The organism is Micromonospora sp. NPDC049230, from assembly GCF_040647875.1.
Classification (GTDB): Bacteria; Actinomycetota; Actinomycetes; order Mycobacteriales; family Micromonosporaceae; genus Micromonospora.
Genome location: NZ_JBEZCZ010000035.1, coordinates 75654 through 83525 on the forward strand (window position 1 = coordinate 75654; position 7872 = coordinate 83525).

Here is a 7872-nt window from a genome sequence, read left to right on the forward strand (position 1 = left end):
CCTCAGGCTGGGCTCACCGGCGTCGACGGCCGTGGGTCAGCCCCTCCAACACCAGGGTCAGCCCGGCGCCGACCAACCAGACGTCCTTGGCGAGCCCGGCGCCCTGCTGGGTGGGGCGGATGCTGCCCGGCTCCCGCATGCCCGGCGTCTTCAGGTACAGCTGCACCAGACCCGCGCCGAACGCGGTCAGGCCCAACCCGACGAGCGGGGTCGGGACGACCGGCGCGAGCAGCGCGGCCCCGAGCGCGATCTCCGAGTACGACAGCAGCTTCGCGAAGCGCGGTGGGTCCAGCTGGCGCAGTTGCGGCATGGCGGCGACCGCCATCCCGTGCATGCCCTCCGCGGCGGCACCCTCCAGGTTGCGCTTGCCCAGACCCGAGTTGAGAAAGTACGCGCCGATGCTGAGCCGTAGCGGCAGGTGCGCGAGTTTCATGGCTACTCCCGTTGGCCGTTGTCGAGTGCGGCCCGCGTACCCCGCAGCGCCCGCGATAACCCGGCCGGCTGGGCTGGCCGTGGTGGTCGCGGTAGGTTCGCCCCGGGGCCCGACGCCGAGCCCGTGGCACACCCGCCCACCGGCGTCCGGCCCTGCCGACACACCACCAGCAGGAGGAGGCGAAGTGAGCCAGGAAGTCCGGGGAGTCATCTCCCGCAGCAAGGGCGCGCCGGTCGAGGTCACCACCATCGTGGTGCCCGATCCCGGCCCCGGGGAGGCGATCGTCCGGATCCAGTCCTGCGGGGTCTGCCACACCGACCTGCACTACCGCGAGGGTGGCATCAACGACGACTACCCGTTCCTGCTCGGCCACGAGGCGGCGGGCATCGTCGAGCAGGTGGGCGAGGGCGTCACCGACGTCGCTCCGGGCGACTTCGTGGTGCTCAACTGGCGTGCGGTCTGTGGGGTCTGCCGCGCCTGCCGCCGGGGTCGCCCCTGGTACTGCTTCAACACCCACAACGCGAAGCAGCGGATGACCCTGACCGACGGCACCGAGCTGGCCCCGGCGCTGGGCATCGGCGCGTTCGCCGAGAAGACCCTGGTGCACGCCGGGCAGTGCACGAAGGTGGACCCGGCCGCCCGCCCGGCCGCCGTGGGTCTGCTCGGCTGCGGGGTGATGGCCGGGCTGGGCGCCGCGATGAACACCGGCAACGTCACCCGCGGCGACTCGGTAGCGGTGATCGGCTGCGGCGGCGTCGGAGACGCGGCGGTCGCCGGTGCGGCCCTGGCCGGCGCGACGACGATCGTCGCGGTGGACACCGACAGCCGCAAACTCGACTGGGCCCGGAAGTTCGGGGCCACGCACACCGTCAACGCCTCCGATACCGACCCGGTCGAGGCGATCCGGGCCGCCACCGGCGGCTTCGGCGCCGACGTGGTGATCGACGCGGTGGGTCGACCGGAGACCTGGAAGCAGGCGTTCTACGCCCGGGACCTGGCCGGCACGGTGGTGCTGGTCGGCGTACCGACCCCGCAGATGCGGGTGGAGCTGCCGCTGCTGGACGTCTTCGGGCGCGGCGGTGCCCTCAAGTCCAGCTGGTACGGCGACTGCCTGCCCAGCCGGGACTTCCCGATGCTCACCGAGCTGTACCTACAGGGCCGACTCGACCTGGACGCGTTCGTCACCGAGGAGATCACGCTCGACCAGGTCGAGACCGCGTTCGACAGGATGCACCACGGCGACGTGCTCCGCTCGGTGGTGGTGTTCTGATGACGGCCCGGGTCGACCGCGCGGTCACCGCCGGCACGTTCTCCCTGGACGGGCAGACGTTCGACGTGGACAACAACGTGTGGGTGATCGGTGACGACAGCGAGTGCGTCATCCTGGACGCCCCGCACGACGTGGCCGCGATCCTCGCCCTGGTGGGTGACCGGCGGGTCCGGGCGATCCTGGCCACCCACGCCCACGACGACCACGTCCGGGTGGCGCCCGAGCTGGCCGAGGCCACCGGCGCGCCGGTGCTGCTGCACGCCGCCGACCGGGTCCTCTGGGACCTGGTCCACCCGCACCTGCCGCCGCACGGCGAGCTGCACGACGGGCAGATCATCGAGGTGGCCGGCACCGCGCTGCGGGTCCTGCACACCCCCGGGCACAGCCCCGGCGCGTGCAGCTTCCACGCCCCGGACCTCGGTGTGGTGTTCACCGGCGATACGCTCTTCGCGGGTGGTCCGGGTGCGACCGGCCGCTCGTACAGCGACTTCGACACCATCGTCGCCTCGATCCGCACCCGCCTGCTCACGCTGCCGGCGGAGACGGTCGTGCACACCGGCCACGGTGACGACACGACGATCGGCGCGGAGGCGCCACACCTACAGGAGTGGCTGGCCCGCGGCCACTGACTCCTGCGGCCACCCGGGTCGGGTTGGCGTTCCGAGGTGTTGGGGCGTGGTCGACGAACTCAGCGCTCGTCGGTCACGCCCAGCACCGGTTTGACGTCCAGAACCGGGGTGCCGTCGAGTGCCTCCAGGTCGGCCACCTCGCCGCGCAGCCCATCCACTGCGAGCACCCGCACCCGGTGCAGGCCGATCGGGTTGGGCCGGTGCGGGGAGCGGGTGCTGAACACCCCGGTCTCCGGCCGGCTCTCGTCTCCCCGGGGGTGCACCGCCAGCACGTCGCGGCGGGCCCGGTCCAGCCAGGTCAACACCAGCACCTCCGCGCCGACCCGCAGGTCACGCAGGGCCTGCTCGACCTGCGGGTCGAAGACCAGCCACGCCGACGGCGCCCCCTCGTCGCCCTGCCGTGGGGCGCTCGCCGCATCGGTCAACGACGAGGCGACCCGCCCGACCGGGTGCAACAGGTACGCGTCATCGCTCTCCATCATCCTCGCTCCCTCCCTCCCTCCTGGACTGTCCCAACCTAGCCCCGCCACGGCGCTAGGATCCCGCTCATGGCCGCCGACTCGTCCGTGCCCGCCGACTCGTCCGGGCCCGTGGTCCGTCAGCTGCGTCTCGTGGTGGAGGCCGCCGACCACGAGGCCGCCGTCGCGTTCTTCCGGGACGCGCTGGGCCTGCCGGAGGAGGCGGCGTTCAGCGGCGAGGGGGATGCCCGGGTGGTGATCCTGGACGCCGGCCGCGCCACCCTGGAGATCGCCAACCCCGCCCAGAAACGCCTGATCGACGAGGTCGAGGTGGGTCGGCAGGTCGCGCCGCGCATCCGGGTGGCCTTCGAGGTGGACGACACGGCGGCGACGACCACCCGACTGGTGGCCGCCGGGGCGAGCGAGGTCGCGCCGCCGACGCGTACGCCGTGGCAGTCACTCAACTCCCGCCTCGACGCCCCCGCCGGCCTGCACATCACCGTGTTCCAGGAACTCGTCAGGCCGGACCAGGGGGTCGGGACGCGGGACGCGGAGCCCGGACGTGACGGCGACAACTGAGTCGGCCAGCTTCCGGGCCGCCACTCTCGCCCCGGCGCAGACAGCGGCCCTGGCCGGCCTTCTGGCTCGGTGACAGCCACCTCGGCCCACGGGCGCTGGGCACCGTCGCGTTCTCGTCCGGCACGGGAGCCGCACGGCGACTACCCAGGGTGCGGAGGCCGAGAGGCTCACTGACGGTAGCGGCAAGCCGCCAACCGCCTGCCTCCCCGCACCCTCACCTGGCCCCTTTGCTCTGCCTACCTATACGCACCATGCCCCGCGACCTGCGCATGGGCGCATTGTGCCCGCTGCGGAGCCTTCTCGCATCGTCACGGGATGTAGCCGGTGCGTATAGGTAAGCAGAGCAAAGGCTGACTGTCAGGTATTGCCTCCGGATTCCGAAAACACCCTCTGTCACGGCCGCCTTGCCCGATGCGGGGCAGAGCCCGCGATGTCCGATTCCGCGCCCGTGACCGGCACCGCAGCGGGCTGACCGCCTGGCATTTCCGGAATGCCCGACACGTGAACCCGGTTGTGTCCCCCGTACCGTCGGAGCCCAAACCCTCTTCCGCGGTCATCTCCCGAGGAGCGTTCACCCCGGAACGCTCCGCCCGATCGAGAGGGCAACCATCGTGAAGGTCGACTTCACTCGATGGCTTCCCGCCATCGCCAAGGACACCCGATGGCTCCCCGCCATCGCCAAGGACACCCGATGGCTCCCCGCCATCGCCAAGGACTCGTACCGCAAGACCGCGCTCAGCGCGGTGGGTGTGGCCGCCCTCGGCGGTCTGGCGCTCGCACCGACCGTGGCCGCCGCCCCGGTCACCACCGGACCGCACCAGGGCGCCGTGGCCGCCATCGACCTGGCCACCGGCAAGGCCACCGCCAAGGCCGCCACCCCGGCGCGGCAGGAGGACCAGCCCGTCGAGTCGGGGCTGACCACCGGCTCCGCCACCGGCAAGCCGCCGGCCGGTAAGCCCAGCCGCGACCAGCTGATCCCACACGGCATCGAAGGCGCACAGTCGCGCATCCCGCTCGACGACGCGCAGCTCGCCAACGCGCGGGCGATCGTCGACACCGCCAAGAAGACAGGTGTCGGCGACAGGGGTGCGGTGATCGGCGTCGCCACCTCGCTCCAGGAGTCGAAGCTGTACAACCTCGGCCACCTCGGCGCGTACAACGACCACGACTCACAGGGGCTGTTCCAGCAGCGTCCGTCGTCCGGCTGGGGCACGCCCGACCAGATCACCGACCCGGAGTACGCCGCCACGGCGTTCTTCACCGCCCTCAAGAACGTCGGCGGCTGGCAGGACCTGCCGCTGACCGCCGCCGCGCAGACCGTCCAGGTCTCCGCCTTCCCCTACGCGTACGCGCAGTGGGAGGAGCAGGCGGCGGACATCGTCCAGCAGATGTGGTGACACCCGATGCGACCGCCGGCCGGCTCCCGATCAGGGGGCCGGCCGTTGTCGTCGTCGCTCAGCAGGCCGGGTAGAGGCGGCGGGTGCCGACCCCGGCGGCGTACGCGTCCCGGTCACTGAACCGGCAGCCGTAGTCGGGGCGGGCCACCACCGCCGGATCCGTCACTGTGTCACCGGCCGGGCGCTTGCCGGTGCGGACCCAGGACACCAGGTCGTCCCAGGCGGCGCCGGCCTCGGCCGGGGTGAACTCGCAGTGCTGCGTGGCCCGGATCGCCCGCTGGACCACGAGCCCGCCGCGACCGTGCCGTGCCACGTCGGCGGCGTACGCCTGCTCCATGCTGAACGGCACGAACAGGTCACCGAGGCCGTGCAGGCTGAGCACCGGCGCGCTGGGCCGACCGGCGATCCGCGGCACCTCGGTCAGCGTCGGCAGGAGCCGCTGCACGACGTTCTCCGGGGCGACCCGCCGCACTGTGGCGTTGACGTTGACCGGGCTGTTCGGGGTGTAGCGGGTGAGCAGGTTGGTGGAGAGCTGACCGGGCCGCTGGGCGGGGGAGTTGCCGCTCCCGGTGGGCACAATGATCGAGAAGAGGAAGTCCTTCCACACCGCGAACGCGGCGTCCGCACCGGGACGAGGGCCGCCCGAACGGTTCACCGTGATCGCCCGCAGTTGCCTGCCCCGCTCGGTGGTGGTGTCCGGCCCGGTGGGAGTCAGCCCCGCCAGACCCAGCGCCACCTGGATGCGGGGCACCGCGTTGGTCAGGTAGTCGGCCGGAGTGGGATGGGCCGGCACCTCGGCGAGCGCCTGCGCGACCAGGTTGTAGTCCAGGTAGAAGTCCAGCAGCGTCTGGTCACCGAGCACCCCGCACATCGGCAGCGCACCGTCGTAGTAGCCGGGGTACTGCTCCAGCGAGCGCCCGATGACGTACCCGCCCATCGACACCCCCGCCAGGTAGGTGTGCTGTGGCCGGCGCACCGTCCGGCCGAAGTGGTCGGCGAGATCCCTGGTGCCCAGCACCCCGGAGCGGATGTCGAAGCCGTTGCGGTCGTACGAGGACGACGCCCAGGCGTACCCCTGCTCCAGGAGACGCTCGCGCAACCCGAAGGCCGGCGACTCCGGCGAGAGCACAGTGCCCTGACCGCGGTAGCCGTGCGCCCACAGCACCAGGTTGCCGTTCCACCGGGCGGGGACCTCGATCAGGTAGCCGGCGTGGCGGTGCACGCCCTGGCGTACCGTCGTCGGTTTGCCGCCCAGGACCAGCGGGGCCAACGACGGGATCTCGATGGTGTACCCGGGCAGTGGCTGGCCGCCGCCCGGGTCCCGATCGGTGGCGCCTGCCGGGGCGGCACCGGCCAACCCGACGGCCAGGGTCAGCGGCACGGTGGCGGCGAGCAGGCGGCGGAGGGTACGAACGGGTGCGGACAGCATCGATGCTCCCCATCACGGACGTCGCCCCGGGGCGACCAGGCGGGACGGTTGCCTACCGGCCGGTAGCGTCCTGAACCTAGGACGGCCGTCGACAGGTGTCAATGGCGATGCTGACCGGCTGGTCAAGCGTGCCTGTCCGGTCGGTCAGGCCCTGCCGGACGTCCCGCCCGTCCCCTGTCCGTGCTGCGGTGTCTCGCCCACCACCCCCGGTGACGGCCTTCGCGTACCTCGCTGCCCGGCGGGCGTACCCGGTTGTCCCAGCCGGTGGGCCGGTCGGGTTGACTGGTCGGCGTGGACGAGTTGATCTGGGAGGCGGCCCGGGCGTCGCGCAACTGGTTGGACGCGGCGAACGGCACCGGGCAGACCGAACTGACCTGCCGCATCCTCAAACTGACCGAGGAGGCGGGGGAGGCGTCGGCCGCCTGGGTCGGTGTGCTCGGGCAGAATCCTCGCAAAGGCGTCACGCACACCCGCGAGGACGTCGCGGCGGAGTTGGCCGACGTGGCGTTCACGGCGTTGGTGGCCATCGAGAGCCTGGGACTGGACGCCCGGACCGTCCTGGACGCCTGCGCCGCCAAGGTGCGCTCCCGCCTCACCGGCTGAAAACGTTCCGGTCCTTCCGGCGAACGTGCCGGTGCGCCCCGAGGCCTGGCGTGCTCCGCGCCCATGCGCCCGCCGCTCGAAGCGGGTCGAGACGCCCGTCCGCGCGCCCGTCGTGTCCGCGCGCCCGCGCGACGACGTGGTTGATCCACTCGACTTTCAGGAAGTTGCGGTCTCCAACTCGGTGTGACACCCCGGTTTTCAGAAAGCCGAGTCGATCATCCCGGCACCCTCGTCGATCATGAGGTTGACGGGCGATTTGATCTCTGTCGGACCCGCCAGCGTCATGATCGACGGGACGGGCGGGGCCGCTGGGCGCGCTTGTCCGCTCTGGGGTGTTTGGCGTGTGACCGGTCGCACCCGTGGGCCGGAATCGTGGCCGGGTCGGGGTCGTTACACACCCTGACGATCGCAGCACCACCGGCCCGACGCCCGACCCGCAGGGGTGTGGGATGCAGGCCCGGCAGGTTGGAATGCCGACCCGGGCCCGGTCGTTGCAGTCCCCACGAACGACCGCCCGACCGCCTCCACGCAGGTGCCGGCAGGCGGGCCACCCCCCGGAATGACCCCGGCCCCCCGGGCCGTTACACCCGGATCCCGGCGCCGCGAGCCCCCCGCTCGCAGGCCGCCGACTCTGAAGGCCTTCCCCCTTGTGTCTGTGCAGCGCCGGACGAGGTGCTCACACCCGCGGTCGCCGTTGCCCCGATCGGTGCGCCCCGGGTGTTCTACCCCCGAAGGAGCTACCCCCATGAACACGATCATGCGTAAGAGTGTGCTGTCCGTTGCCGGTCTCGCGTTCGCCGGTGGTGTGTTCGCCGGTCCGATCGCCGCGCACGCCAACCCCGTCGACGCCAAGCCCGCCGCCGCCGCCGCCGTGCAGAGCGCCGCGCCGAAGCCGCAGGGCGACCAGTCCCGCATCACCCTCAACGACGAGCAGACCGCGAACGCCAAGGCGATCATCGCCGCGACGAAGAAGGCCGGTCTGCCCGAGCGGGCCGCGGTGATCTCGATCGCGACGAGCCTGCAGGAGTCGAAGCTGGAGAACCTCGGCCACCTCGGCGACGCCAACGACCACGA

Annotated in this window: 8 protein-coding genes and 1 pseudogene; 6 read left to right on the plus strand and 3 right to left on the minus strand. The window is 72.1% G+C overall.

All coding sequences use genetic code 11. From position 1 onward, the window contains the following. Nucleotides 1-13: 13 nt before the first annotated feature. A complete protein-coding gene (locus AB0A95_RS25760; protein ID WP_357558326.1) occupies nucleotides 14-433 on the minus strand; it encodes a hypothetical protein in 420 nt (139 codons plus the stop codon). A 184-nt stretch (nucleotides 434-617) separates the two neighbouring features. On the opposite strand from AB0A95_RS25760, the gene AB0A95_RS25765 reads away from it, so the two are divergent. Continuing rightward, nucleotides 618-1703 carry an S-(hydroxymethyl)mycothiol dehydrogenase gene (locus AB0A95_RS25765; RefSeq protein ID WP_357558327.1) on the plus strand — a complete coding sequence of 362 codons (1086 nt, stop codon included), beginning with the start codon at nucleotides 618-620 and terminating at the stop codon, nucleotides 1701-1703. Beyond that, on the plus strand, nucleotides 1703-2332 hold the full coding sequence (locus tag AB0A95_RS25770) for an MBL fold metallo-hydrolase (RefSeq protein ID WP_357558328.1): 630 nt from the start codon (nucleotides 1703-1705) through the stop codon (nucleotides 2330-2332). Before AB0A95_RS25765 ends, AB0A95_RS25770 begins: the two co-directional genes overlap by 1 nt. 59 nt (nucleotides 2333-2391) lie before the next feature. Here AB0A95_RS25770 and tsaA read toward each other — a convergent pair whose 3' ends face one another. Further along, on the minus strand, nucleotides 2392-2814 hold the full coding sequence (gene tsaA / locus AB0A95_RS25775; protein WP_357558329.1) for a tRNA (N6-threonylcarbamoyladenosine(37)-N6)-methyltransferase TrmO: 423 nt from the start codon (nucleotides 2812-2814) through the stop codon (nucleotides 2392-2394). Nucleotides 2815-2880: 66 nt separating this feature from the next. On the opposite strand from tsaA, the gene AB0A95_RS25780 reads away from it, so the two are divergent. Continuing rightward, nucleotides 2881-3369 carry a VOC family protein gene (locus tag AB0A95_RS25780; RefSeq protein WP_357558330.1) on the plus strand — a complete coding sequence of 163 codons (489 nt, stop codon included), beginning with the start codon at nucleotides 2881-2883 and terminating at the stop codon, nucleotides 3367-3369. 611 nt (nucleotides 3370-3980) lie between these two features. After that, entirely contained in the window at nucleotides 3981-4766 is a 786-nt protein-coding gene (locus tag AB0A95_RS25785) for a hypothetical protein (protein ID WP_357558331.1), read from the plus strand. 58 nt (nucleotides 4767-4824) lie between these two features. Here the strand turns inward: AB0A95_RS25785 and AB0A95_RS25790 are convergent, their stop codons facing one another. Next, nucleotides 4825-6195: a hypothetical protein gene (locus AB0A95_RS25790; protein WP_357558332.1), complete on the minus strand. Its 1371-nt coding sequence runs from the start codon at nucleotides 6193-6195 to the stop codon at nucleotides 4825-4827. Nucleotides 6196-6486: 291 nt separating this feature from the next. Between AB0A95_RS25790 and AB0A95_RS25795 the strand changes: the two genes are divergently transcribed. Both AB0A95_RS25795 and AB0A95_RS25800 read left to right on the plus strand, forming a co-directional pair. Next, the gene (locus AB0A95_RS25795) at nucleotides 6487-6798 is read left to right on the plus strand and encodes a MazG-like family protein (RefSeq protein WP_357558333.1); all 312 of its coding nucleotides are present in this window, start codon (nucleotides 6487-6489) and stop codon (nucleotides 6796-6798) included. Nucleotides 6799-7543: 745 nt separating this feature from the next. After that, nucleotides 7544-7872: pseudogene (locus AB0A95_RS25800) on the plus strand (hypothetical protein); the annotation flags it as partial.

Coding starts and splice junctions, on each gene's coding strand:
- AB0A95_RS25760 (WP_357558326.1), bottom strand. CDS start 433: ATGAAACTCGCGCACCTGCCGCTACGGCTCAGCATCGGCGCGTACTTT.
- AB0A95_RS25770 (WP_357558328.1), top strand. CDS start 1,703: ATGACGGCCCGGGTCGACCGCGCGGTCACCGCCGGCACGTTCTCCCTG.
- tsaA (WP_357558329.1), bottom strand. CDS start 2,814: ATGATGGAGAGCGATGACGCGTACCTGTTGCACCCGGTCGGGCGGGTC.
- AB0A95_RS25780 (WP_357558330.1), top strand. CDS start 2,881: ATGGCCGCCGACTCGTCCGTGCCCGCCGACTCGTCCGGGCCCGTGGTC.
- AB0A95_RS25790 (WP_357558332.1), bottom strand. CDS start 6,195: ATGCTGTCCGCACCCGTTCGTACCCTCCGCCGCCTGCTCGCCGCCACC.